At 62.3% G+C, this 24,160-nt stretch carries 26 protein-coding genes; 11 read left to right on the top strand and 15 right to left on the bottom strand.

Annotated features, from left to right (window positions below; genetic code table 11):
* Nucleotides 1-10: 10 nt before the first annotated feature.
* A complete protein-coding gene (locus tag NLM31_RS39130; RefSeq protein WP_254134490.1) occupies nt 11-946 on the top strand; it encodes a LysR family transcriptional regulator in 936 nt (311 codons plus the stop codon).
* A 44-nt stretch (nt 947-990) separates the two neighbouring features.
* Here the strand turns inward: NLM31_RS39130 and NLM31_RS39125 are convergent, their stop codons facing one another.
* Complete coding sequence (locus NLM31_RS39125; RefSeq protein WP_254195692.1) at nt 991-1,248, bottom strand: hypothetical protein; 258 nt, start codon at nt 1,246-1,248, stop codon at nt 991-993.
* Nucleotides 1,249-1,417: 169 nt separating this feature from the next.
* Here NLM31_RS39125 and NLM31_RS39120 point away from each other — a divergent pair, with 169 nt between their 5' ends.
* Together NLM31_RS39120 and NLM31_RS39115 are read left to right on the top strand one after the other, a co-directional pair.
* Nucleotides 1,418-2,404 (top strand): tripartite tricarboxylate transporter substrate binding protein, encoded by a 987-nt coding sequence (locus tag NLM31_RS39120; protein WP_254195691.1) that lies wholly within the window; start codon nt 1,418-1,420, stop codon nt 2,402-2,404.
* Nucleotides 2,405-2,501: 97 nt separating this feature from the next.
* Nucleotides 2,502-2,855, top strand: a complete 354-nt coding sequence (locus NLM31_RS39115) for a hypothetical protein (protein ID WP_254195690.1) — start codon at nt 2,502-2,504, stop codon at nt 2,853-2,855.
* Nucleotides 2,856-2,919: 64 nt separating this feature from the next.
* On the opposite strand, the gene NLM31_RS39110 is transcribed toward NLM31_RS39115, so the two are convergent.
* The 4 genes from NLM31_RS39110 to NLM31_RS39095 form a co-directional block, all read right to left on the bottom strand.
* On the bottom strand, nt 2,920-3,753 hold the full coding sequence (locus NLM31_RS39110) for an adenylate/guanylate cyclase domain-containing protein (RefSeq protein ID WP_254195689.1): 834 nt from the start codon (nt 3,751-3,753) through the stop codon (nt 2,920-2,922).
* Nucleotides 3,754-4,157: 404 nt separating this feature from the next.
* Nucleotides 4,158-4,625, bottom strand: coding sequence for a YbaK/EbsC family protein (locus NLM31_RS39105; RefSeq protein WP_254195688.1), 468 nt, complete (start codon nt 4,623-4,625; stop codon nt 4,158-4,160).
* 41 nt (nt 4,626-4,666) lie between these two features.
* Nucleotides 4,667-5,398, bottom strand: a complete 732-nt coding sequence (locus NLM31_RS39100; RefSeq protein ID WP_254195687.1) for a haloacid dehalogenase type II — start codon at nt 5,396-5,398, stop codon at nt 4,667-4,669.
* Nucleotides 5,399-5,524: 126 nt separating this feature from the next.
* The gene (locus tag NLM31_RS39095) at nt 5,525-6,433 is read right to left on the bottom strand and encodes a LysR family transcriptional regulator (protein ID WP_254134482.1); all 909 of its coding nucleotides are present in this window, start codon (nt 6,431-6,433) and stop codon (nt 5,525-5,527) included.
* Nucleotides 6,434-6,541: 108 nt separating this feature from the next.
* Here NLM31_RS39095 and acdA point away from each other — a divergent pair, with 108 nt between their 5' ends.
* Both acdA and NLM31_RS39085 read left to right on the top strand, forming a co-directional pair.
* Entirely contained in the window at nt 6,542-7,750 is a 1,209-nt protein-coding gene (gene acdA, locus NLM31_RS39090; RefSeq protein ID WP_254134481.1) for a 3-sulfinopropanoyl-CoA desulfinase, read from the top strand.
* 119 nt (nt 7,751-7,869) lie between these two features.
* Nucleotides 7,870-9,156 carry a tetratricopeptide repeat protein gene (locus tag NLM31_RS39085; RefSeq protein WP_254195686.1) on the top strand — a complete coding sequence of 429 codons (1,287 nt, stop codon included), beginning with the start codon at nt 7,870-7,872 and terminating at the stop codon, nt 9,154-9,156.
* Here the strand turns inward: NLM31_RS39085 and NLM31_RS39080 are convergent.
* Nucleotides 9,117-9,338: a winged helix-turn-helix transcriptional regulator gene (locus NLM31_RS39080; RefSeq protein ID WP_254195685.1), complete on the bottom strand. Its 222-nt coding sequence runs from the start codon at nt 9,336-9,338 to the stop codon at nt 9,117-9,119. The genes NLM31_RS39085 and NLM31_RS39080 overlap by 40 nt on opposite strands.
* Before the next feature lie 37 nt (nt 9,339-9,375).
* Here NLM31_RS39080 and NLM31_RS39075 point away from each other — a divergent pair, with 37 nt between their 5' ends.
* Nucleotides 9,376-9,849, top strand: coding sequence for a cupin domain-containing protein (locus NLM31_RS39075; RefSeq protein WP_254195684.1), 474 nt, complete (start codon nt 9,376-9,378; stop codon nt 9,847-9,849).
* A gap of 145 nt (nt 9,850-9,994) precedes the next feature.
* On the opposite strand, the gene NLM31_RS39070 is transcribed toward NLM31_RS39075, so the two are convergent.
* The 6 genes from NLM31_RS39070 to NLM31_RS39040 all read right to left on the bottom strand — a co-directional run bounded on the left by NLM31_RS39070 (nt 9,995) and on the right by NLM31_RS39040 (nt 17,781).
* Complete coding sequence (locus NLM31_RS39070) at nt 9,995-11,290, bottom strand: sensor histidine kinase (RefSeq protein WP_256562400.1); 1,296 nt, start codon at nt 11,288-11,290, stop codon at nt 9,995-9,997.
* A 185-nt stretch (nt 11,291-11,475) separates the two neighbouring features.
* A complete protein-coding gene (locus NLM31_RS39060; protein WP_254195683.1) occupies nt 11,476-13,014 on the bottom strand; it encodes a DUF1254 domain-containing protein in 1,539 nt (512 codons plus the stop codon).
* 58 nt (nt 13,015-13,072) lie between these two features.
* Nucleotides 13,073-14,563: a DUF1254 domain-containing protein gene (locus NLM31_RS39055; RefSeq protein ID WP_375167523.1), complete on the bottom strand. Its 1,491-nt coding sequence runs from the start codon at nt 14,561-14,563 to the stop codon at nt 13,073-13,075.
* Between the two features lie 167 nt (nt 14,564-14,730).
* Nucleotides 14,731-15,705, bottom strand: coding sequence for a helix-turn-helix domain-containing protein (locus NLM31_RS39050; RefSeq protein ID WP_254195681.1), 975 nt, complete (start codon nt 15,703-15,705; stop codon nt 14,731-14,733).
* 52 nt (nt 15,706-15,757) lie between these two features.
* On the bottom strand, nt 15,758-16,738 hold the full coding sequence (locus tag NLM31_RS39045) for an AraC family transcriptional regulator (RefSeq protein WP_254195680.1): 981 nt from the start codon (nt 16,736-16,738) through the stop codon (nt 15,758-15,760).
* A 158-nt stretch (nt 16,739-16,896) separates the two neighbouring features.
* Complete coding sequence (locus NLM31_RS39040) at nt 16,897-17,781, bottom strand: amidohydrolase family protein (protein WP_092229948.1); 885 nt, start codon at nt 17,779-17,781, stop codon at nt 16,897-16,899.
* 340 nt (nt 17,782-18,121) lie between these two features.
* On the opposite strand from NLM31_RS39040, the gene ykgO reads away from it, so the two are divergent.
* From ykgO to NLM31_RS39025, 3 genes are all read left to right on the top strand, one after another.
* Nucleotides 18,122-18,247, top strand: coding sequence for a type B 50S ribosomal protein L36 (gene ykgO / locus NLM31_RS39035; protein ID WP_006611362.1), 126 nt, complete (start codon nt 18,122-18,124; stop codon nt 18,245-18,247).
* Between the two features lie 125 nt (nt 18,248-18,372).
* The gene (locus NLM31_RS39030; RefSeq protein ID WP_254195679.1) at nt 18,373-19,011 is read left to right on the top strand and encodes a tetratricopeptide repeat protein; all 639 of its coding nucleotides are present in this window, start codon (nt 18,373-18,375) and stop codon (nt 19,009-19,011) included.
* Between the two features lie 125 nt (nt 19,012-19,136).
* Entirely contained in the window at nt 19,137-19,397 is a 261-nt protein-coding gene (locus NLM31_RS39025) for a hypothetical protein (RefSeq protein WP_254134474.1), read from the top strand.
* Between the two features lie 6 nt (nt 19,398-19,403).
* On the opposite strand, the gene NLM31_RS39020 is transcribed toward NLM31_RS39025, so the two are convergent.
* A complete protein-coding gene (locus tag NLM31_RS39020) occupies nt 19,404-20,645 on the bottom strand; it encodes a hypothetical protein (RefSeq protein WP_254195678.1) in 1,242 nt (413 codons plus the stop codon).
* 212 nt (nt 20,646-20,857) lie between these two features.
* Here NLM31_RS39020 and glf point away from each other — a divergent pair, with 212 nt between their 5' ends.
* Nucleotides 20,858-22,051: a UDP-galactopyranose mutase gene (gene glf / locus NLM31_RS39015; protein ID WP_254195677.1), complete on the top strand. Its 1,194-nt coding sequence runs from the start codon at nt 20,858-20,860 to the stop codon at nt 22,049-22,051.
* Nucleotides 22,052-22,107: 56 nt separating this feature from the next.
* Here glf and NLM31_RS39010 read toward each other — a convergent pair whose 3' ends face one another.
* Nucleotides 22,108-22,290 (bottom strand): hypothetical protein, encoded by a 183-nt coding sequence (locus tag NLM31_RS39010; protein ID WP_254134471.1) that lies wholly within the window; start codon nt 22,288-22,290, stop codon nt 22,108-22,110.
* Between the two features lie 330 nt (nt 22,291-22,620).
* On the opposite strand from NLM31_RS39010, the gene NLM31_RS39005 reads away from it, so the two are divergent.
* Nucleotides 22,621-23,577: an alpha/beta fold hydrolase gene (locus tag NLM31_RS39005; RefSeq protein ID WP_254134470.1), complete on the top strand. Its 957-nt coding sequence runs from the start codon at nt 22,621-22,623 to the stop codon at nt 23,575-23,577.
* A 117-nt stretch (nt 23,578-23,694) separates the two neighbouring features.
* Here the strand turns inward: NLM31_RS39005 and cycA are convergent, their stop codons facing one another.
* On the bottom strand, nt 23,695-24,090 hold the full coding sequence (cycA, locus tag NLM31_RS39000) for a cytochrome c-550 CycA (RefSeq protein WP_200470180.1): 396 nt from the start codon (nt 24,088-24,090) through the stop codon (nt 23,695-23,697).
* Nucleotides 24,091-24,160 lie beyond the last annotated feature (70 nt).

Below are 24,160 nucleotides of genomic sequence, written 5' to 3'. Positions count from 1 at the left end.
GACCGCTGCCATGGCAAAACTCCCCGATTTCGAGGCGCTCGCGATTTTCGCAAAAGTCGTGGAATTACGGTCGTTTGCGGGAGCCGCGAGCGAGCTGGCGATGTCCAAGGCGACGGTGTCGAAGGCGGTCACGCGCCTGGAGGAACGGCTCGGCGCCCGCCTGTTCAACCGCACCTCGCGCCGGCTGGCGCTGACCGATGCCGGGCACAAGCTCGCCGACCGCGCGACGCGCCTGCTCGCCGACGGCGAGGCGGCCGAGAACGAGGCGCTGGCGCAATCGGTGGCGCCGCGCGGCCTGGTGCGGCTCGCGGTGCCCATGACGTTCGGCATCAAGGCGGTGGCGCCGCTGCTGCCGGAGTTCTTCGCGGCCTATCCGGAAGTCTCCGTCGATCTGCATCTGAGCGATGCGACCGTCGATCTCATCGGCGAAGGCTTTGACATGGCGGTGCGGATCGCGCGGCTGCCGGATTCGTCACTGATCGCGCGCCGGCTCTTCACCATGCCGCGCTTCACGGTCGCTGCGCCGTCTTATCTGAAGAAGCATGGCCGGCCGACGCATCCGATGCATCTCGCCGAACACAAATGCTTCGCTTACGCCTATCTCTCGACGCCGAACGTCTGGCACTACACCAACTCCGCCGGCGAGCAGGCAAGCGTCCGCCCCGGCGGCCTGCTTCGCGTCAACAACGGCGAAGCCGTGATGCCGTCGCTGATCGCCGGCCTCGGCATCGCCGAGCTGCCCGAGTTCATCGTCGGCGAGGCGATTTCGTCCGGTGAGGTTGAAGTGATCCTGAAGGACTGGAAGCAGGCCGAAGGCGCCGTGCACCTCGTGACCCCACCCGGCGGCCCGCGCCCCGCACGCGTCGAAGCGCTCGGCGATTTCCTCGCAGCGAAGCTGCCGGGCACCTGCAAGCGGAAGCCAAAGAAAGGTGGGAAGGCGGGATAGATCGCGTGGGCACGGCGCTTTGCGCCTTTGCCCACCACCTCTCGCTACGTCACCTTGACCCCATCGATCGCGACGATGCGCAAGCTCGGCTTCACCGTCTTCTCCAGCTCCAGCTTCAATTCATGAACACGTGGGTCGGTCGAGCGTGCCGCGCACACCGCGTATTGATGGACCGATTGCACCAGGGCGCGGCGCGCTTCCGGCGTTCGCGTTACCCCGGGCTTTGAAAGCCGCAGGACGATCGCCGCCAGGTTCACCAGCATCTCGTCCAGCGCCAAGTCGATGGTCGCGAGCTTTCCCATGACACACTCCCTCGGCATCCTCCCCGGCAAGACCCTCTGAAGGCAACGGAGGGTGGAGGGATGCGTTCCGGAGCGGGGCGAACATGGATAACGCTTCGTAAACGGCTTGTTCTTGCCGGTCGCCACGCTAGGCTGGCGCCGAAACAAGAAAATAAGGGAGGGGGCTGCCATGGACCGACGTGACGTCTTGCGCGCCGTTGCGGCATTGCCGTTGATGCGGGCCACGTTACCGGACCAGGCCTTCGCGCAAGCCTATCCGGTGCGCAACATCACCATGATCGTGCCGTTCCCGGCCGGCGGCCAGGCCGATCTGGCGGCGCGTCCCGTCGCGCAGGCGCTGGAGCGCATTCTCGGCAAGTCCGTCATCGTCGACAACCGCGCCGGCGGCGCCGGCGGATCGGTCGGCAATGCCGCGGCCGCGCGCGCCGAGCCCGACGGCTACACGCTGCTGATGACGCTGTCCTCGCTCGCGGTGCTGCCCGAGGCTGACCGGTTGTTCGATCGCCCCGTCGCCTATGAAGTGTCGCAGTTCATGCCGATCGCGCGCGTGCTGGCCGATCCCACGCTGCTTGCGGTGCCGAGTTCGGCGCCATGGAAGACGGCGCAGGAATTCGTCGAGGATGCGAAGAAGCGCCCGGGCCAGATCACCTATGGGTCATCCGGGCCTTACGGCACGCTGCATGTGGCCATGGAGATGTTTGCCAACAGCGCCGACATCAAGCTGCTGCACGTGCCGTTCCGCGGCGCAGGGCCGGCGTTGACCGCGCTGCTCAGCGGCACCGTGCAGGCCATCGCCGCCGCGCCCGGCACGCTGAAGCCGCAGGTCGACGACGGCAAGCTGCGGGTGCTCGGCAATTGCGGCGCGCAGCGCGTCGCGAGCTTCCCCGACGTGCCGACCTTCCAGGAGCTCGGCTACAAGGATGTCGAGATGTACATCTGGGCCGGACTGTTCGCGCAGAGCTCTCTTCCGGCGCCGATCGCGAGCCGCCTGCGCGAGGCGATGGCGCAGGTGATGACGAGCCCGGACGTGCTCAGGACATTCGATGCCTCGGGCAGCCTCGTCGCCTATCAGGATGCGCCGGCATTCTCCGACTTCGTCGCGACCGACAGCGCGCGGCTGATTGCGGCGGTCAAAAAGATCGGCAAGGTCGAGTAGGTTCCCACTGCGCTTTCACGTTTTGTTGTTGGTCCAGAACCTGACCGCGTCTCATTGATTGAAGACAAATCGAGAGACCCGAGAAGGAATTGGGACCATGCGAACAAAGCGAATTGCGCTGGGTGTGGCGCTTGTCATCGGCGGCTTGGCTACGCAGGGCGCCGCGTTCGCGCAGGAGCATCGCGGCACCCTGGAACAGCAGATGGCCTGTACGCCCGATGTGTGGCGCCTGTGCAGTGATCAGATTCCCGACGAGAACCGCATTGTGGCCTGCCTGCAAGCGAACACGCCGCAGCTCTCGAGCGCATGCCGTGCGGTGTTCCAGTCCAACAATCAGATGCCGCAGCAGAGCCAGGTTCCGCGCGGTCGAGGCGTGCCGCCGCGCTACAACAATGCGCCGCTTCCGCCGCCGCAGGCGCAGCCGCGGCCCTATGACGATGACGACGATTAGCGCCGGTGAGGGCACGATCCGGAGTGGCAGGGGCAGGCGCGAAGGTGCGGTCGCGCCGCCGCGTTCAGCGCTCTTCCCTGCTGTCCGACTCAGGTCGATGTCCGAGCGCTGTCCGCATGAGGACACCGAAGAATATTGCTGCGACTGGCCAATGAAACCAGATCCTGTGCGGGTTGGTGAAAAGATTGATCAGAATCAGAAAGCCCGAGATCGTAAGGGCCGCTGCAACCGGGCGGGGCAGCTTGGCCAGCCAATTCGAGACGGCACCCATCCATGAGGATGGATCGCGCCTGTCGCCCGTCTGCAGGGGACCTGCTTGCTCCCGGCGAGGTGGGCTTTCGTTGACCGCAAAGCTTCCTTGCCCGCTGGTCCGGCCACTCATGGTCACCCGATAGCTGGTCTGGGGCGCAATGTTCTTCATCGGGCGCTGGCCGAGGCAATCGAAGCCGACCGACAGCTTGTTGTGGACCTGATCGTAGACTGAGCTCGAGATCACGACGCCGCCGGGGTCGGCGAGCTCTTGCAGGCGTGATGCGATATTGACGCCGTCACCATAGATATTGGTGCCGTCCACCATGACATCGCCGAGGTTGATGCCAATGCGGAATCGCATCGGGTTCAGTTGGGGCGGGGCCGACTCCTGATTGGAAACTTCCTGCTGGATTTCGATCGCGCATTGCACGGCCTCGACGACGCTGGCGAATTCGGCGATCACGGCATCGCCCCAGGTATTGACGATGCGGCCATCATGCCGCTCGACCAATCGCGCCATAGTAGCGAAGTAGCGGCGGAGCGTCTCCAGCGTTCCGGTCTCGTCGGCTTCCATGAGACGAGAATAGCTGTGCACGTCGGCGCACAGCACGGTGGTCAGTCGTCGTTTCACCTTGTCGTCGGTCATGGTCCCTACACTAGCCTCCCTGACCGGCAAATGCATCAGCCATCACATCCGGCGCCATCGCGGTTCAGCGACCGGCCGTCCTGCCCCGAAATCGTCATAAGGGTGCAACGAATTGCGGTCAGCCAGGTTGATTGCGGTCGGACGTTGCGGATCGGAGGAATGGCATGTCCATGACCAAAATGCCTGCGACGCTTATCGTAATCAGCGCGATGTTGCTCGGCGCACCAGCAATGGCCGCCCCGGTCACTCCCTTATCCGGAGCCGCCAGGCCGATGGTGCAGGAGAGCGACCTCGCGCAAGCCCGTTTCGGCTGGTGGCACCGGGGCTTCGGCCATTGGCATTTCGGGCATAGCGTACGCTATCGCTGTCGTCCCTATTGTGGCTGGGGCGGATAGAAGCCCGCGTTACGGCCTGTGCTCGCAAACGTCGACCCATTCGGCGCTGACCAACTCGGCTAACCGGTCCGGCGTGATGCGCACGGCGCTGTGGGTCGAGCCTGCAGCCGGCACGACCACGTCGAACGCTTTCAGCGACACGTCGCAATAAACCGGCAGCGGTGCCTTCAGCCCGAACGGGCAGACGCCGCCGACCTCGTGGCCGGTGATCTCGGCGACCTCTTCCAGTCCCAGCATCTTCGGCTTGCCGCCGAACTGCGCCTTGACCTTCTTGTTGTCCATGCGCGAGGTGCCGGCCGCGACGATCAGGATCACGCGCTCGCCGACACGCAAGGACAGCGTCTTGGCGATCATGCCGGGCTCGACGCCATAGGCTTCGGCAGCCAGCGGCACGGTCGCCGAGCTGATCGGGGATTCCATGACTGTGATGTCGGGGGCTTTCTCGGCGAAGAAGGCGCGAACGGATTCCAGGCTCATTCCAGTCAGCTCATCGAGGACTTGCGGGCGGGCGGCGATAGTCAGACGATCTTTGCCAGCTCCGAGAGCGAATGGACACGATGATCCGGCGCAAAGCCGAGCTCGTCCATCTGGGTGCGGATCGCCTTGAACATCGTTAGCGGTGCCACGAGTTCGTTCTCGACGCAAGCCAGCGCCATGGCCTCCGGCGTCACCCGTTCGATCCAGGCAACTTTCAGCCCGAACGACTTGGCGCCGGCGACGTCCCAGGGATTGGAGGAGACGAACAGGACCTCGTCCGGTTTCGTGCCGAGCACCTCGCCGATCAGCTCATAGGCCTGCGGGCTCGGCTTGAAGATCTTCTTGGCATCGACGCTGATGGTGGCATCGAGCAGGCGGTCGAGCTTGGTGTTGCACACAAGCCCGTTCAGCATATCCGGGCTGCCATTGGAGAGGATGGCGAGCTTTCGCGGCTTCAAGGCCGCAAGGGCTGTCGTCGCATCCGAATAGAGATCGAGATGCAGATATTTGTCGACGACGCGCTCGAACGCCTCGTTCTCATAGGCAAGCCCCAGCACGCGCAGCGTATAGGCCAGCGAGTCGCGCGTGACGGCGGCAAAATCCTGGTAACGCCGCATCAGCGAGCGCAACCAGGTATATTCGAGCTGCTTGATGCGCCAGACCTGCGTGATGATCTCGCCATAGCCCGGAAACGCGTCCTCGGTGATCTCCGCGACCGACTGGATGTCGTAGAGCGTCCCGTAGGCGTCGAAGACGACGGCTTTGATGCTCATGGGCTGTCCTTCCAAGTAAGGGAGTGCGCGCGATCGTCAGCTTATCAAGGCGTAGCGGAGGTGCACCACTGCAAGCGTGATCGGCGGCTCGTGACCGAAGCGGATTTTCCCGCGATTTGGCTTCCTTCACTTCTTCTTCCTGCGGACGTGCGCCGTGGTGCGAGATGCGCCAGCGAAAGACTTGAACGCCTCGGTCACGGTCCGAACCGTGGGTGCGTCGATCATGCCGCGCCGCGCCACCATCCCGATCCTCCGATGGACCGGTGGGACGAACGAAATCGATCTGACATTGTCGGCCGATCCGAAGGAAAACAAGCCGACGGGGATGACTGCGACCCCAAGCTTCAATTTGACCATCCTGACCATCGTCTCGATGCTGTCGAATTCCATAAAGTCGTTCACCGGAATGCGACGCTCGCGCAAGGTTGCATCGATGATCCTGCCAACACCCATCGCCGGGTCGAAGCGAATAAACGGATGAGCCCGCAAGAGATCTGCGATCGAGCCGCGGGCCAGATCCTTATGGATAACGACCTTCAACTCCTCTTCGGAAATCGGTTCGAAAACGATTGCCGGATCGAGCCTTTCCAGTTCCGTGATAATGGCGACGTCCAAAGTATTGCTTTCGACCTTGAATGCAAGCTCGGGCGAAAGTCCGCTCTGCACCTGGATACGCAAGCTCGCGTGGTCGGCCCGCAGTCTGGACAAGGTCTGAGGCAGCAAGTGCGTCGCTACTGAAGGGATCACCCCCAGCCGCACAGATCCAGTCAGGCCGGTCGTCGAGGCCGAAGCGAGCAGCCGAAGCGCATCGTACCGCTCAATGATCTGGCGCGCCTCGTCGACCAGCCTCCAGCCGTTGGCGTTCAGCACGGGAGGACGGCTGGCGCGGTCGAACAGTTTCGCTCTCATCTCGGCTTCGAGAGCCTTCATCTGCATGCTGACTGCGGATTGGGTGATGAACAGGCGCTGCGCGGCGGCGTTGAAGCTGCCTCGGTCGGCGATGGCTACGAGTGTCCGGAGTTGTCTGATGCTCATCACTTGACTTAACATTTTTTGAAGTCGGGCCCATAAAATATTCGTTTGATCTTCGATGGGTTTCCGAGCGAATTGCGGGGATGTCCGTTGCCGGAAAGGGTCCCGACCATGCAGATGAAATTGTCGCCCGAACACGCGAAGCTCCGGGCCACCGCGCGAGAGTTGGCTGAATCCGAGTTCGCAACCAGGGCGGCGGAGGTCGATAGGACCGAATCTTATCCTTTCGACAACGTGGCCGGGCTGAAGCAGGCCGGCTTCATGGGATATACGATTCCGAAAGAGTATGGCGGTCGCGGCGGGAGCTTCTTCGAGGCCACGCTCATCATCGAAGAGATGGCCCGCGTGTGCGGTGCGACGGGGCGGATCGCCGTCGAAGCGAATATGGGCGCCATTTCGGCGGTCATGCAGTACGGGACCGAGAAGCAGAAGCGCATGTCGGCCGAACTGGTCCTCGGCGGCGACAAGCCTGCCATCTGCATCACCGAGCCGGAGGCCGGGTCGGCCGCGACCGACATGACGACACGCGCGGACAAGCGTGGCGGGGCTTATGTCATCAACGGCAAAAAGCATTGGATTACCGGCGGCGGTGTCTCGAAGCTCCATTTGATCTTCGCGCGCGTTTTCGATCAGAGCGGCGTCGAGCAGGGCATCGGCGGCTTCCTCGCCGTGGCGGGGACCCCAGGACTTGTCGTCGGCAAGCGAGAGCCCGCCATGGGGCTGCGCGGGATCCCCGAGACGGAAATCATCTTCAAGGATCTCGAGATCCCGGAAGACATGCTCGTCCTGCCGCCGCGCGGTCTGCGTCGCGGCTTTGCGGATCTGATCAACGCTTACAATAGCCAACGCGTTGGTGCAGGCACCGTCGCACTCGGGATCGCCCAAGGCGCGTTCGAGAGGGCGGTGGCCTTCGCGAAGGAGCGCGAGCAGTTCGGACGGCCGATCGCCGAATTTCAAGGCCTTCAATGGATGGTGGCCGATATGGCCATCGCGCTCAACGCGGCGCGGCTTTCTCTTCACCAGGCGGCGTTGAGCGCCGATCCGTTCCCGGACCCGCTATTGGCGGCCCAAGCGAAGATCATCGCCTCGGAGACCGCTAACGCAGTCACCAATCAGGCGCTCCAACTCTTCGGGGCGCGTGGTTACTCCAGGGATTATCCGATGGAGCGCGCCGTCAGGGACGCGCGCATGTTCACGATCGCCGGCGGTACCGCGCAGGTCCTGAGGACGTTGGTCGCCTCTCGGGTGCTCGGCATGAAGGCCCCGCAAACGCGAGACGGCTACAAACCGACCGCCGCGCTTCGCGATGCGGCCGAATAGGTCAGGCCGTCGCTCGTTTTTGGCGACGAGCCGCGACCGACAGTGCCGGCGAGCACGCTCGACGCTGCTCCAGCCGATCCGCGATCGCTCCTCGCTAAGCCCGACGGAACGGAGATCCCATGTTTGACGATCGAAATCTGGAGCTGAGTTCCAGGAACGAGGACGCTGTTACCGCTTACAACCAGGCGGTCGGGAGTTTCCTCGAGTACCGCACGACGGCGATGACATTGGCGAAGCGGGCGACGGACCTGGATCCGGAGTTCTGCATGGCGCACTGCCTGCGCGGCTACTTCTTCATGATCTTCGGAACGCTCGCGGTTCTCGACAAGGCCAGGGCGTCGCTTGCGCAAGCCCTGCTCACATCCGAAGGAGCGACGGATCGCGAAAGGCGGCACGTCGAAGCGCTGCGTCTTTGGATCGACGGCGATCTACTGGCTGCGAACGCGTGCTGGGAGCGCATTCTCTACGACCATCCGCACGATCTTCTGGCCCTGCGCCTCCATCACTTCAACAGCTTCTGGACGGGACAAACCCGTGCGCTGAGGTCGGTGCCCGCATCGGTGCTGGCCGATTGGCGAAAGGACGTCCCCGGATATGGCAATCTTCTCGGCATGCTCGCTTTCGGATGCGAGGAGAACGGTGACTACGTCAACGCCGAGCGTTATGGACGTGAAGCTTCCGAAGTGAGTCCGGACGACCTCTGGGCGCTGCATGCCGTCGCGCACGTGTTAGAGATGCAAGGGCGGCACGACGACGGCCTGAAGTGGCTCGACCATCCGCTCGATATCTGGAACGACCGGAATCCGTTCCGTCGGCACCTTTGGTGGCACAAGGCGCTATTCAACATCGATGCGGGCCGGCTCGATGGCGCTTTGGATCTCTACGATGTGGCCGTGATGGGCGAGAAATCGGATTTCTATTTGGACATCCAAAATGCGGCGTCGCTGTTGACGCGACTGGAATTCCGCGGCGTTGACGTCGGTGCCCGTTGGGCGAAGCTGGCGGACTACGCCGAAAACCACATCGACGATCATGCTTTGATCTTCACCGACATTCATTTCGTCATGTCGTTGGCGCGTGACGGCCGGTTCGACTCAGCCAGACGATTGATCGATTCCATGAGATCTTATTCTCGCGACGAGACGAAGTACGTCAGCAGCGTCATCCGGAATCTCGGCGTTCCGCTTTGCGAGAGCATCGTCGCCTTCGAGCAGAAGCGATATGACGACGTCATCGACGGAATCTTACCGTTGCGTCACGTGACCGGTCCGGTCGGCGCGAGCCATGCCCAGCGGGACATCTTCGACCAGTATCTTCTCGAAGCCGCTCTACGCGCTGACAAGACATCCCTGGCTGAGAAGCTGATTCAAGAACGTCGATTCACCCGCGGCGGCACTTCCTTGTAGTCGGTCCGCTTCACGAGACCGTCGGCCTCCAGTTCCTTAAGCTGCTGGATCAGCATCTTGTCGCTGACGTCGCGTATGGCGCGCCGGAGTTCGCCATAGCGGGTCGGACCGCCCTGGGCGAGGAAGTACAGGATCAGGCGCCTCCATTTTGCCTCAGGCGCGTGGCGTAGCTCGGCCTGCACACGCGGGTCCAGCCGACACCCCAGGGGGAATTGAGACATGACGTACGCAATTTCTACAAGGCCGGCATCTTCATTGATCGGCCTTGCGACTGCGTCGTTGCTCATTTTGAGCGGGTCGGTGCCGGCTTTTGCCCAGGATGCCGTTGTCGCAACGCTTCCTCAGGACATTCAGTTCAAGGGATCCGAAGGGGCGGTGGGAATCGCTGTGCTGTATGGCGACCCGAAAAAAGCAGAAGTGTTTTCGGAACGAGTGAGGATCCCGGCTGGCTTCAAGATCATGCCGCATTGGCACGGAGAGACACGAACCGCCGTCGTCTTGTCCGGCACATTTTACTACGCGAACGGCGACCAGTGGGATGAAAGTAAACTCAAGGCATACCCGCCCGGCTCGTTCCTGATCGAGCCGGCGAGAATCTCTCATTACGCGATGGCAAAGGACGGCGAGGTGGTTCTTCAAGCGATGGCTGTCGGCCCGGCCAGCACGACCAGGATTGAACAAGCCAGGAAGTAGATAGCGGCGTCGCACACGCCTCAGCTGTCATCAGCGCAGCTTCATGATCGGCGACGAAGTTTTCGTCGACGGAGGCCTGGCGCAGGTCCGAGGTCTTGAGCGTGAGGGTGCGACGGCTTCGGTCAACGAAACCCTCGGTGCTCCGCTAGATCTCGCAATCCAGCAAAATCCCTGTTCGCGGCAACACAACCGTGAATTCCGCGAATTCGCCGGGCTCGGTCTCGACCTCGATGGTGCCGCCATGTTGCTTGACGATGATGTCGTGACTCATGGAAAGCCCGAGCCCCGTACCTTCGCCCGCCGGTTTGGTCGTGAAGAACGGATTGAATATTTTCGCCTTGATGTCGTGCGCAATGCCGATGCCGTTGTCACGTATGGCGATCTCGACATGCTCGCCGCGGCTGCGGGTCCTGGCGCTCAGCAACGGCTCGAAATTTTCGCCATATTGTCGCCTGCGCTCGGTCGCCGCGTAGAGCCCATTCAGCGCCAGATTGAGGATCGCGCGCATGATGTCCTGCGGGAATGCGTCAATCATGCCGGCTTCGGGGTCGAGATCGCGCTTCACCGTGACGTTGAACGACGGGTTCTTGGTGCGCGCTTCACGCCAGGCAAGATTGAGGCCCTCGTTGACCAATGCGTTGACGTCGGCGGGCCGCCGTTCCTGGCTGCCTTCGCGGGAGTGCAACAACATGTTCTTGATGATGGAGTCGGCGCGTTTGCCGTGGTGAACGATCCTTTGCAAATTCGTCTTCAATAGATCGGTCAGCTCCTTGATCTCTCCGCGCGTCTTGTCGGCAATCTCTGCCGACGTGAAGAGATCGTCGAGTTCATCGGTCAATTCCGTCGAGATCGACGCAAAGTTGTTGATGAAGTTGAGGGGGTTCTCGAGTTCGTGGGCGATGCCGGCCGTCAGTTGACCGAGTGACGCCAGCTTTTCCCGCTGAATGAGCCGGTCCTGCATGGTTCGGAGATCTTCGAGCGAACGTGTCAGCTCACGGGTACGAGTCTGCAATTCGTTGAACAGACGCTTGCGTTCGGTGATCTCTTCGGCCGCGACATTGATCGCCACGATCTCACCGTCTGGCGCGCGCAGCGGATACCAATGCGTCATCCAGAAGCGTTCGCCGAACTGATCGGCGCGCTGACCGGAAACCTCGATATCCACGATCGGTTCACCCGTCGCCATGATCGACGCGACGATCTGCTCGACGGAGGCGGCAAGCGCCGGCACGCAATCCCGGACTGAGCGTCCCAGATGGTCTTCGACGGATATCCCGCATATCCCGGTGAGCCGCTCATTGATCTGCAGATACCGACAATCCGGCGACAAGCATGCGAGCCCGATCGGCGCGGTGTCGTAGATGAGCTGCAGCGCTGGCTGCGGGAACAGCAGGATCGCCGCAGATCGCGGCGATTCGGTTCCTGGTGTCTTGATGGCCATGTTCACGATCGCCTCCTTGCGCGATGGCGGCGAGCCAGGGCCTGAGCGGTCCTTGGCTGGCCCGGAACGGCGGGGTTGGCGAGCCGAAAGCGTCGCGCCTTCGGCTCGCCGACCTCAAGTGCGATGGGCAATAGTCCGGGAAGACCTGGGTGCGCCCGTCGATGGCGAACTCGGGCGGAGGCGGTCTAGGCAACCTTCTTGATGACCGGTGGCTTCCAGGACTCGTTGAGGATTCCCTCTTTGCCCCAGTAGGCGCGGAGATAAAGCGAGAAGCGTCCGCCCGGCGCAGGCAGCCAATTCGCCTCCTTGTCTCCACCCGGCGATTTTACGCCGGCGTAGAGCGTAAGCGATCCATCCGCGTTGCGCTTGAGATTCTTATTCTTGGTGCCGAGCGAGTAGCGCTTGAGGTCGTTCGGGTTGAAGAGATGCTTGTCGTTGTACAGCGTCAGTGACCAGAAACCGTTGACCGGCGGCTCCTCGCCCTTCGCGAAGGTGATTTCGTAGCTGCCGCCGCCGCTGAGCTCACTGCCGGCGCCATCATTGTCGGTGTAGAAATACTGCGTCTCGGTGGGCCTGTTATCGAACATGTTCGATTTCGCGGTCCCGGTCCGATTGAAATAGTCGAGCCCGAACCGCGCGTTGTTCGTCGAGCGGTTCCAGCCATTGCCGGCCGGACGGCCGTTGTGCTTCCACTGAAAAAACGGCTTGATGACCTTGTCTTCCGCGTCGACGGCGGCCGCGACCAGCACTTTCTTCAATTCGGGGTCCTTGGCCGCGGCGTCGAGCAGCAGCCGAAATTGGCCGTACAGTGCTTCCTCGCCCGGCAGGGGATCGGCGAGCTCGAGCGCCTGGCCGAACTGGTCGAAAAATTTCTCCGGCACCACCCACTTGGTCTCTTCACCGTCCGATTTCGGACCTTGGATGTCCGGCACCTTCGCCCATTCGATCGTCTTCATCTTGCCGGTGAAGTCCTTCAGCGGATAGGCGACGATCTGGTTGATCACGGGCTGGATCGCCTTCTTGTCCTCGGGCGTGTCGTCCTGGAATACGCGCGGGATAGCATTGGCAAGCGACGTCGAGCAGCGGATAACCTCGGTGATGCCGGCCGGCTTGAGACTCTTCCAGTTCGGGCCGGCGAGCAGGTAGAACCCCGGCCTGGTGCCGTACGGCTTGCCTACCTCGCCGAACTGGTCAGTGCGCGCATCGTATAATGCATAGACCCAGAAGCGGTCGCCGAAGTCCGGCACCTGGATAACCACCGGCTCCTCGTCGAGCGCAAAGAAGCCGAGTCCGTAGACGACATCCTGGTTAGGGCAGGTGACGAAGGTCTCGGACGGCTCGATGTAGTCGGCCAGCATCGCGATCTGGCCGCGCGGCGCGGCCGGCAGCACGCCATTGAGGTGACCAGGTTGTGGCGCTTGCGTGATCGCCGCCCGCCGGTTGATCATGTTCACGATAGGCCAGCCCCAGACATAAGCCATCTGCGCGATGGTCCTGGCGTAGTCGGGCTGCATGATGATGCCAGTCGCCGGTTCCGTGATCTCCGGAGCCGCGGGCTGGGGCATGCGTTGCGCCTGCGCGGGGCCGGTCGAGACTGCGACCGTTGCGGTCGCGACCGCGGCGGGAACGGTGCCGCCCAATGCCGCCAGCGATGCCGCTCCTATGCTGCTCTTGATCGCCTCGCGCCGGCTGGTTCCGAATCGATTGATCGATGTCGGCTTCATAGCAGTCTCCGATTCAGTTTGATGGCTGATTTGGATCGTGTTCGGATGCGACTTGATCTCACTTGACCTTTACGACGTCGTCGGGCTTCCAGGTCTGGTCGAAGAACTCGACGCCTGTACCGTAGAGACGCACTGCGGCGAGGAAGTTTCGTCCGTTGACTGTTTGGATGAAATTCGTGTCGGCCGCTTCGGCGGGCTTTGCCGGACCGAACCAGATATCGATGGATCCGTCGCCGTTCGTCGCGACCTTGCCGAGACTGTTGATCGACGGCAGCAATTGCGGCGTCTCGACCATCGTCCCGTCGGTGATGTTGTAGGCGGTGACCGCCCAGAACAATGCAGCTGGCGGATTAGGCGGCAGGTGCAGCTTGTAAGTGCTCGCGCCGTTGAGGAAGTCCCCGTTGGCGTCTCGCACCGCGAACGGATATTTCGACCCGGCGCCGATGGTCCTCATGACCATCGCGGATGCGGTCGAGAAGGCAATCTGGAAATAGCTGGCACGTTGATTGACGTCGAGATACCCGTCCTGGAGCCATTCCGACGTGCCGGCGGCCCATGTGTTCAGGTATTGCCGGTCCGTGTAGTAGCGGTCTCGCTGGTCGGGCCTGCCGAGCTGGCGCATGGCAAGGATCATCTTGGGCGCGGTCTCGACCGCCTTCTGCAACAGCTCCTTCTGCTTCTGACTCGGATTGAAAGGCTGGCCCTTGACCATGCCGATCGAGGCGAGAACGCCGCGAAGCTCCGGGTCGATGGCCGACGACGGCTCGTAGTCGATGAAGGCCTTGAGCTTGGTCCAGAATTTGTTATCGACGGGATACATCATGTCGATGCGTTTGCCGCTCGCGTTCGGAAACTGCATCGGCTTGACGTCCTTCTCCGGAGTCCAGAGCGGATAGACTCGCGTCTGTTCCGCCGCCGCCACGGCCGCCTTCGGATCGGGCGCGCTTTCGCCCTTCTTCATAACCGTCCGGAAGAAGAGCAGGACGTTGTAGGTCTGCGATTTGAACGCGAAGTAGCCCTGCGGGATATCGCCGCTATAGTCCGGTGGCAGCAGCAGATAGAGCCCGCCGCGTGCGCGATCCGGTCCGATCAGGCCGACGTCGGTGATCGTGCGCTGGAAGAAGTCGGTGAACATGCCGATGACGTTCGCCGGCGCAGCGACGACGAGCGGACCGGTTTCCTTGAGATCCAGGTAATTCATCGAATAGATGACGTCCGCGTTGGGCGTCGGCACCCAGGTGCGGGCGTCCATCCGGTCTTTCCAGATCGGCAGGATGTTGTAGCCCTTTCCGAATGTGGCCTCCGAACCATCGCGCATGCCGATCGTGTTCAGCACGGGTAGCATCGTCATGTAGGAGTGGACTGCGCGCTGATAGAACAACTCATCGCGAAGGTCTTCCGCTTCTTTCTGGGGAAGCCAGTTTCCGTTGTTGAGCTGTTTGACCAAAGGAGGTGCGTCGGCTTGTTGAGCACGAACAGATGGAGGCAATCCGACGAGGCCAATGAACGTCGACAGAACGACAGGCGCAACGCTAATCGCTTTCCACATCTCACATCCTCCATGATCGCCGATTTTTTCTGCTCATCCGCTCGATAAGCGAGTTCTTAATGGCGTTGCGAGGAAGGTAGCGCGAAGGAGGAAACGGTCTACGTAGTTCGTGCCAATCATCTACGTAGTTCGTGCCAATCGTCTATGCAGTTTGTGCCAAAGCTAGCTCACACCGATGTGTCGTCACATTGCAGCGCGCGGGCGAGCGCAAGTGTCGAGCTTGGATATTCTCCGAACAAATCCCGATAGTTCTTGGACAGGCGCCCCAGATCGCCGGCCATCCCCCAATTTTGCGCGGCGAGCGACACCGTCATCGTATCGCTCGAAAGCAGCTCTCGTCTGATCCGGTGCAGCCGCAAGCGACGAACGTAGTCACGCGGCGTGTCGCCCAGCACGTCCGAAAATGCTCGATAGAGGCTGCGCGGCGACGTTTGGGTGGCAGTCGAGAGGTCATCGACCGATATCGCCGACGTGAGATGCTGCCTGATGTATTCACGGGCCTCATGAATGATCTTCGCCTGCCCAATGTGCCGGGCGCGGCCGTCTCCGTGCGCAGGCAGACGCGCGTAGTGGCAGACCAGCGCGCGGAGCATCCGCCTTCCAATGCCAAGTTTCCTGTATCGGGCACTACTGGGCGCGTGGATGCTTTCGGTCTGCTTTCTCAGCGCGATCAACGCATCATTCTGGATCGGTCGGGTGTGAAGACCGGTCCTGCTGGTCAGGCTGCGATGGAGAACGAGTCCCTCTCGCTCGACTTCGATTTTCAACTGTTTTGCCGTGAGGGTTGCAGTCACGTAAAGCGAGGTACCTCTCAGCAGCGCATCGCATTCGTCGCCGGGCAGGACCACCATTGCATCGCCCGAGATCACGGGTTTGAGCCAAAGCAGTGAGCCGGCACCAATCGTGAAGCCGATTCCCACCGTGATCGCATCTCGCGAAAGAGGGCCGGCAATTGCCGCGTTACCGTGGATCAACCCACTGCTGAACACGATGCCGTCTCGTGCCGCAAACGCGAGGCTGCCGCGAACGCGCGCGCCTGGCATCTGGATGGCCTCGAGCCCGGCGTCGAACACCGCGTTCCTGAGATCATCCACGTGACCAATGTCGAAGCGGTGCCAGGTTTCGAGAGCGACAGCCGACAAATCCTGATCCTCCAGCGACTTAGCCGAAGGATAGGAGGATGACAGATGATTTCTACGTGGTTCGTGCCAATTTTCTGACAGATGCCCTCAAGCCGGCAACCGTATCGCGCGGCCGTTCTCCGAATAGCTCACGGTACCAGCCAGACATCCGCCCGAGATCGCTTATGCCCCATTGGACGGCGATCAGCGCGATCGTGCAGGCTTTCTCGGCTTCGCTGGCCAGATCATGCCGGATACGATGGAGGCGCAGCCTCCGAACGTAGTTTTGAGGGGTGTCGTCGAGAATATCCGCAAAGGCGCGAAACAGCGTCCGTCGCGACGCGTACGCGGCAGTTGCGATCTCGTCGATGGATAAGGGCTCGGAGAGATGGTCGTGAATGTAGGCACGTGCCCGCTCGACGATCTTGCCGTGCAGATCGGGATGACGCCCCCTGTTTTGCCGGCGCGGAGGGCGCGCCAGATGGGCGATAAGTGCCGTCAAAAGGTGTTTGGTAAGAGCCTGATGACCGACGCCATCGGAGCCTGAATGAACGCACTCAAAGGCCCGCTGCAGCCCCGCCAAGATTTCCGGAGCCATGCAACGTGCGTGAATACCTGATCCACCTAGACTGTGTCTGTCGAGGACAAGGTTTTCCTCGGCCGCTTCCTGCTCCAGCTTCTCCGCGGACAAGGTCACGGCAGCATAAAGCGATCCGGGCGTATAAAGCGCGTCGTGTTCGTCGCCCGGCAGGAAGACGCCGACGCTGCCTGTCTCGATCTCGTTCAGCCAGTGACGCGCGCCGCTTCCTATCCTTAGGGCAACGCCGGTGGTGATCCAGTTGCTCGACAGCGGCCCGAACAGCGAGACACGCCCCTCGATCAGCCCACTGCTGCACACGATCCCGTCGTCTTCGCTGAACGCGAGACCACCGGACAAGCGCCCGGCGGACATTTGCGTTGCTTCGAGGCCGGCCCCCCGCACGGCGTCGCTCAGGTCCTCGATGCCCGATATCGGAACGCGCGACCAGGCTTTGGCGGGGTGGTCGATCTGCATTCGACGCGTCTTTTTCTTGAAGCAGAAAACGAACGTGCAGCGTCTGACCGGCCCAGAGTAACGCGGTGAAATGGCAATGTCTACGGAGGGTCAATCCCAAGTTGACGCAGGCGTGAGCGGACCGGAGCGCACATCGCCGAGCTTTGTGATGACGCGCCCTAGATCCCCAATATCTTCCGCGCGTTGGCCTTCAACACTTTCGGCCGGATCTCGTCGCGGATGTCGAGCTTGGCGAAGTCGGCCAGCCAGCGGTCCGGCGTGATCACCGGCCAGTCCGAGCCGAACAGCATCTTGTCCTGCAGGATCGAGTTGATGTAGCGCACCAGGATCGGCGGGAAGTATTTCGGCGACCAGCCGGACAGGTCGATGTAGACGTTCGGCTTGTGGGTCGCGACCGACAGCGCCTCTTCCTGCCAGGGGAAGGAGGGATGGGCGAGGATGATCTTGAGGTCGGGAAAATCGGCCGCGACGTCGTCCATGTACATCGGGTTGGAATATTTCAGCCGCATCCCCATGCCGCCGGGCATGCCCGAGCCGACGCCGGTCTGGCCGGTGTGGAACAGCGCGATCGCGCCGCCATTGTTGATCTCTTCGTAGAGCGGATAGGCCATGCGGTCGTTGGCGTAGAAGCCCTGCATGGTCGGATGGAATTTGAAACCGCGCACGCCGTATTCCTCGATCAGCTTGCGCGCCTCGCGGGCGCCGAGCTTGCCCTTGTGCGGGTCGATCGAGACGAAGGGGATGAGGACGTCGAGATGGTCGGAGGCGGCCTCGATCATCTCGTAATTGTTGTAGCGGCGGAAGCCGGTCTCGCGTTCGGCGTCGACCGGGAAGATCACCGCGGCGATGTTCTTGGAGCGGTAGTAGGCCGCGGTCTCCGGCACGGTCGGCGGATGCTTGTGCGGCGACTTGAAGTAGTCGGCCATCTGCGCCTGGAAATCGTCATAGCCGTCGTCGCCATGCATGCCGCACGGCTCCTCGGCATGGGTGTGGATGTCGATCGCGACGACGTCGTCGATGTTCGGCAGCTTCAGCTTCGGCATGGGTGTCCTCCCGACAGTTGCCGAATTGATTATATGATATAACGAATTTGGCAAGGCGTTGCTGGGGCTCAAACCGCAGTCCGCAAAAGTCTTGCCGGGTTCGGTCGCGAAGGGGTGGAATCGGCCCGATCCGGCCGTTTCTACTGTGCATGGGGTTGTTTTCGCGAATTTGGCGGTTCGGAACCGGGCAGTTAACATTGACATGACCTCCCGCCATGCCTTAAGAACCGCCCCGTCCCGGGCGGTCGGTCCGCCAGCGGGAAAGATCTCATTTTGCCACATTCGCGCGTGCCGAAACGGTAGTGCCGAACACGGCCTTTCGAACGTTCAGGATTCTGCCATGAAGGTCCGTAACTCGTTGAAGTCGCTGCGCGGTCGCCATCGCGCCAACCGCCTGGTCCGCCGCAAGGGCCGGGTCTATGTCATCAACAAGGTGCAGCGCCGCTTCAAGGCTCGCCAGGGCTGATATCAGCAAGGCTGATATTGCCCTGCCGGACGCCTTTCGCGCGCTCCCGCAAGACCACGGTCTCACACGAGTTTGACGCCGCCTTTGCTTGGCAAGGGCGGCTTTACGCGTTTAGACTTTCGCCCATGGCAGTGAGATTCCCTCATCTACGCACGCTGTGTCTGGCCCTGGTTCTCGGAACGGCCGGCCTGGCGCCGGCGCTGGCGCAGGATGATCCGGCACCGCCGGCGAAACAGCAGAAGAAGCTGCCGGAAGCGCCGGCCAAGCTGCCCAAGGCCGAGCGCACCAAGAACCTCGATTTCCTGTTCGGCGCGCTGAAGGCCGCCCCCGACGACGCCAGCGCCAAGCATGTCGAGGCGCGGATCTGGGCGATCTGGCTGCAGACCCCGAGCGACACGGCGGCATTGTTGATGGCCCGGGCCAAGGCGGCCGTCGATGCGCAGAAGATCGAGGTCGCGATCAAGCTGCTGGATTCGGTCATCAAGCTCCGGCCCGATTACATCGAAGCCTGGAATCGCCGCGCCACGCTCTATTACATGCAGAACGATTACGCCCGCTCGCTCTCGGACATCCGCGAGGTGCTGATCCGCGAGCCCCGCCATTTCGGCGCGCTCGCCGGGCTCGGCATGATCATGCAGGACGTCGGCGACGAGAAGCGCGCGCTTGAGGCCTATCGCAAGGCGCTCGCCGTCAATCCGCACCTCGAGAAGATCCCCGATCAGGTGAAGGCTTTGACCGAGAAGGTCGAGGGCCGCGACATCTAGCCGATAACTCGATCATTTCTTGAGCGGTTGTGGCGCCCGCCGATTAACCACGATCGGAGGCGCAATGTCGCAAGGACTATTGTCGGCGCCGCCGCAGGTCTACCTGCATGGCAGGAGCAAAAGCCATGAAGCGTCTGATCCTTGCTTGTAGCTTGCTGTTGGCGTCGGGAACGATGAGCCTCGCCGACGGACTGTTCTGGGTGGTCGGCAATCGCGCCACCGGCAAATGCAACATCGTGACCCGCAATCCGGTCATCGACGGCGACATCTGGTTCGGCGACGGCCCTTACAAATCCAAGGGCGATGCCAAGCTGGCACGCTCGACCATCCGCGCCTGTCCCGCGCTCACCCCCGATGAGCAAAAGGCCGAGGACGGCGCGGGCTGAGTCTGCTCAGGCTGCGGCCGTCGGACGCTCCTTGGTCCAATAGCTCGCCGGCGAGGGCGCAGCTGGAATCAGTCTCGCGCCGGGCTTGCCCGCCATCTGCGTCGTGATCTCGCAAATATCCTGCACCGAGCGCTGCATGGAGAGCCGTGGATAGGTCTCGGCGAGTGTCGCGGCAGTCGCCGCCTGCGCCGCCTCGGGATCATCGAGCACGGCCTCGACGGCTGCGGCAATGCTCTCGGCATCGTGGCCGAAGCCGAAGCGGGAGAGACGCGGGAAATTCGCCTGCGAAAAGCTGTTGGCATCGAAGATCGGCACGGTCGAGGCGCCGAGCGCGAAGAACACGCGATCATGCACCGAGAGATCGACATTGGGGTTGAGCGAGGCCGCGCCGAGATAGGTTCCGAGCGTTTCGCGCAGCGTGTCGAACGGCATGGCGCCGAGGAAACGGGCGTGATGCGTCTCCGCACTGAAATCCTCCCAGCCGCCGCCGATGAAATCCACCGGGTATTTTGACAGCACCGCGCCCACCTCACGGGTGCGTGCCGCCCGCGTGTAATTGTCGAGGCGGGTCAGGAGCGCGTTGAAGACATCGCCGCCGGGCGTGAGATGGACGAGATGCTCGGCAGCCACGTCGCAGATGATCTCGGGAAAGGCCGAGCAGGTCTTGCCACGCGCAGCGGCGATCGCATCGAACAGGATGGCGAACAGTTTTGGTGGCAACGCCGTGCGCCAGGAGGGCTCCAGCTTGGCCGGATTCCAGTCGGACTTGGCGAAGACGATCCGGCCGTTGCGCCGCTCGGCCGGCTGTGCACCGAAGAAGCCGGGATCGGGAATGCCGATATGGGCCCCGAACGCCGCGCCATTGGCATGCAGATGGTCACGGTTGAATACGGCATGATCCGGAAACACGTAGCCGTGCACGACGTAGGGACTGTCAAGCCGGTGGCGGCGCATGAAATAGGAAGGGTGATCGCAGTTCCAGTTGAACACGGGAATCTGCGCCGCGTCCCAGAGCAGCTTGCCCTCGTTGGCGTAGATCTCGAGGCCGATCCCGGACATCACCAGCGCCATCATCTCGTCGCGCCGCGGCATCAGGGCTTCCATCCGCGCCGGCGTGTCGGGCGCCTCCAGATCGAGGATCTTCACCTCATGGCCGAGCCGGTCGAGCTCGGCACCCGCCATCAGGAGGATGCCGCGAACCGATTGATAGGCGCTGTTGGTCGCAGACAGGATGCAGATCAAAGCCATGGTCGACGGTCTCCGAAGCCGATGGCGTCGCGCGGCCTGCCGATCGCACCGCCGTCGCGCCCCCGACTGTTGAACGATCCAGGGCGGCCGTTCCGGGCTCACGAATTGTTGGCACGTCGCGCAATTATTCCGCCTGAGCCGGCGTCCCTCGCCGTTGAAGCCTCATCGGCCGTGGATGTGTGCGCGTGCGACGCCGACAGGGTAGGGAACGCATGCAGCTTGATGGCTTCGATGTCGTGGTTGTGGGCGCCGGATTCTTCGGCATGACCATCGCCGAGCGGGTCGCAAACGAGCTCGGGCGGAAGGTCTGCGTGCTCGACCGGCGCGCCCATATCGGCGGCAACGCCTATTCCGAGATCGATCCCGACAGCGGCATCGAGGTGCATCGCTACGGCACGCACATCTTTCACACCAACTCGGAAACGGTCTGGCGCTACCTTCAGCGCTTCACCGAATTCACCAGCTACCGACATCGCGTCTTCACGGTGGCGCGCGGGCGGCTCTATTCCATGCCGATCAATCTCGCGACCATCTCGGCCGCGTTTGGCCGTGCGATGACGCCGCAAGAGGCGAGGCTCCTGATTGCGGCCGAGGCCGACGCTCACGTTCACGCCTGTGGCGCGAGCGCCGCGCAAAACCTGGAGGACAAGGCGATCGCCTCCGTCGGCCGTACGCTCTACGAGCTTCTCATCCGCGGCTATACGCAGAAACAGTGGCAGACCGAGCCGAGCGAGCTCTCGGCCGACATCATCGGCCGCCTGCCGGTGCGGCTCAATTTCGATGACCGCTACTTCGCCGACCGCTACGAAGGCATGCCGGTCGACGGCTACACCGCGATCTTCCAGCGCATGCTCAACTCAGCGAATATCGAGCTTCATCTCGGCGTCGATTATTTCGATATTGAGGACCAGATCCGCCCCGACCAGCTCGTGATCTATACCGGGCCGATCGACCGCTTCTTCCGCTATCGCTGCGGCGAGCTCGGTTGGCGCACCGTCGACTTCGCGCGCGAGGTGCATGACGTCGCCGACTTCCAGGGCACTTCGGTGATCAACTACGCCGACGCGGACGTGCCGTTCACCCGGATCCACGAATTCAGGCATCTGCATCCCGAGCGCGACTATCGGGAGCCGAAGACCACGATCTATCGCGAATATTCCCGCTTCGCCGGCCGCGACGACGAGCCCTACTACCCGATCAACACCGCCGCCGACCGGGCCATCCTGTCCGGCTACCGCATGATGATGGAGAAGCGTCCGAACATCATCTTCGGCGGCCGGCTCGGCTCCTACAAATATCTCGATATGCACCAAGCCATCGGCGCAGCGCTCAAGACCTTCGGGAACGAGGTCACGGCGTTCCTGGTGGGGCAACAGATGCCGTCACCTGCGGCGATGGCGGGCTGAGCGCAGCGGCGTTACGCGGGACGGCGCTCATCCTGTGAACGGAGGCCGGTTGCGGCCTAGTGCAGGACGCTGGTACCGCGCTCCGCGAGGCCGCGATCGGCGGCTGCGGCATACGCCTTTGCGAGCTCCATTTCGAGATGCTCGTTGATCAGGAGCAGCGCCCGCACGGCACCGCGCAGGTCGCCGTTGCAGCTCGCGACGATCTCGTCGATTGCGGTATCGTTCGATCTCAGGCTCATCGAAAATCCTCCGGTTCAAACCAGGACAATCCTGCCGGTCTTTCCCGCATCCTCTGGGGCTGCGAGGAGGGATCGGCGCCCATCCGCGTCTAGATGGCGGAACCGACCGTGGCGATTATAAGGAAGCTGCGATGACGACTACATGAAGCTGGTCCGGAGCTTACGGGGTACCACCCATAACGATTGATTCCATTGAGGTTTTTGGCTCCGCAATTATGCACATATCCACAGGGCGGCATTTCCGGTGGAAGCGCTGCGCCTCCTTGAGCGAAACTGCCGACTGTCTAACCCCGTAACTGCGATGTGCCCTGGATTGCCCGGACTCTCTTCATGATTGTGATGTCAGCCGTGACGGCGCTGGTGCTGCTGGCGCTGGTCACGCAGGCCGGCGTCGTGGCCGTGCAGCGCGCCTTTCCACCGCAGGGCCGGATGATCGAAGTCGAAGGTGCCGTGCTCCACGTCGTCGACATCGGCCCGCGCGATGGCGGCCTGCCGATCGTGATGCTGCATGGCGCGAGCTCCAATCTCGAAGTGATGCGGCATCCGCTCGGCGACCTCCTGGCGAAGCAGCATCGCGTCATCCTGATCGACCGCCCCGGCCATGGCTGGAGCACGCGCGCACGGCTGGAGGATTCCACGCCCGCGATTCAGGCGCGGATGATTGATGAGGCCCTGGCCAAACTCGGCGTCGATCGTGCCGTCTTCGTCGTGCACTCCTGGAGCGGCGCGCTCGGCGCACGGCTGGCGCTCGATCATTCGAGCCGCGTTGCCGGCCTCGTGATGCTGGCGCCGGTGACCCATCCCTGGCGCGGCGGCGTCGGCCGCTACAACGAGATCATCGCAACGCCGGTGATCGGTCCGCTGCTCGCCTACACCATCACGCTGCCGCTCGGCTATTTCGTCGCCGACTCCGGCGCGCGCAATGTCTTCCTGCCGCAGACGATGCCGGATGGCTTTATGAAGGAGTCGGCGACGCCGCTGCTGCTGCGTCCGCGCGAATTCATCGCCAATGCCTATGATCTGGTGACGCTGAAGCAGGCCGTCGCCGCACAAGTCGCCCGCTACGGCGAGATCCGTGTGCCGGTTACGATCATCGCCGGCGAGCCCGACAAGACGGTGAAGACTGACATCCACGCCCGCCCGTTCGCGGCGACGGTGTCAAATGCAAAGCTGATCGTGCTGCCCGATCTCGGCCACATGGTGCAGAACGCGGTACCGGATCTCGTGAAGACGGAGATCGAGACCATGATCGGGAAGATCGTCCCCGCGCAGGCGGCGGCAGACTAAAGCATTTTCGAGCGAAGAAGTTGATACCGGTTCGCTTGAAGAAAGCGCATCCAAACAAGACGTGAGAACTTCAGTTCTGATTCAAAACCGAAGTTCTCACGGCCGCCGCTTTTTCGCTTACTGCTTGATCTTCCCGTCCTTGTCGAACTGCGACACATAGGTCCAGAGATTGTTGATCTCGGTCTCGTTCTTGATGCCGGCGAACGCCATCTTGGTGCCGGGGATCTTCGCCTTCGGATCCTTGATGTATTCCTTGAACTGCGCCTCGTTCCAGGTGATGCCGGAATTCTTGTTCGCATCCGAGTAATTGTAGTCGGGCGCGGTGCCGGACTTGCGGCCGTCGAGACCGTTGAGCTCGGGGCCGACCTTGTTCTTGGCGCCTTCGCCGATCGCGTGGCAGGCCAGGCACTTGTTGAACGACGATTTGCCGGCCGCAGCGTCCTGCGCCATCGCGCTGGTGGCCGTGGCAGTGACGGTGAGGATCATCAGCGCGCCAAAAGTCAGTTTTTTCATAGGGTGCTCTTCGTCTCTTTCCCGGTGGGGTCTTATTTGGTCGGCGGTCGTCGAACCCTGCCGGTTTTGG

Source organism: Bradyrhizobium sp. CCGUVB4N, from assembly GCF_024199945.1.
In the GTDB taxonomy this organism is placed as follows: Bacteria; Pseudomonadota; Alphaproteobacteria; order Rhizobiales; family Xanthobacteraceae; genus Bradyrhizobium.
Note: the sequence above shows the minus strand (reverse complement) of the source record. Positions and strands in the feature narration are given on the sequence as shown.